Origin of the sequence: uncultured Jannaschia sp. (assembly GCF_947494025.1) — a bacterium.
GTDB lineage: Bacteria > Pseudomonadota > Alphaproteobacteria > Rhodobacterales > Rhodobacteraceae > Jannaschia.
In genome coordinates, this window is the sequence record NZ_CANLTQ010000154.1 from 1 (window position 1) to 424 (window position 424).

The following is a 424-nucleotide window of genomic DNA, read 5'->3' on the forward strand; positions in this document are numbered from 1 at the left end:
GCATCAAGCGGGTCGAGGCTCGGATGGCCGAGATCGTCGCGGCGGATGCCGATCTTGCCAACCTCGACCGGCGCCTCAGAACCACGCCCGGCGTCGGTCCCATCGTCTCCGCTACGCTCATCGCCGAGATGCCCGAACTGGGCCGGCTCGACCGACGCCGCATCGCTGCGTTGGCGGGCCTCGCACCCGTTGCTAGGGACAGTGGCATCCGTAAGGGCCATCGCGCTATCGGCGGCGGGCGACCTGTCGTGCGCACGATGCTCTATCTCGCCGCGCTGCACGCCTCGCGATGCGATCCGACCTTCGGCGTCTTCCGAGAGCGCATGCAGAAAGCCGGCAAGCCCGTCAAAGCCGCACTCGTCGCAACCGCCAGAAAGCTGCTCTGCACCCTCAACGCCATGCTCGCAGCAGGAACAGACTACAC

1 protein-coding gene is annotated in these 424 nt (G+C 67.2%); it reads left to right on the plus strand.

The window, feature by feature from the left end; translation table 11 throughout:
- Window positions 1-23: 23 nt before the first annotated feature.
- The coding region (locus tag Q1B08_RS21740; RefSeq protein WP_299823534.1) for a transposase at window positions 24-424 on the plus strand (401 nt) is incomplete at its 3' end.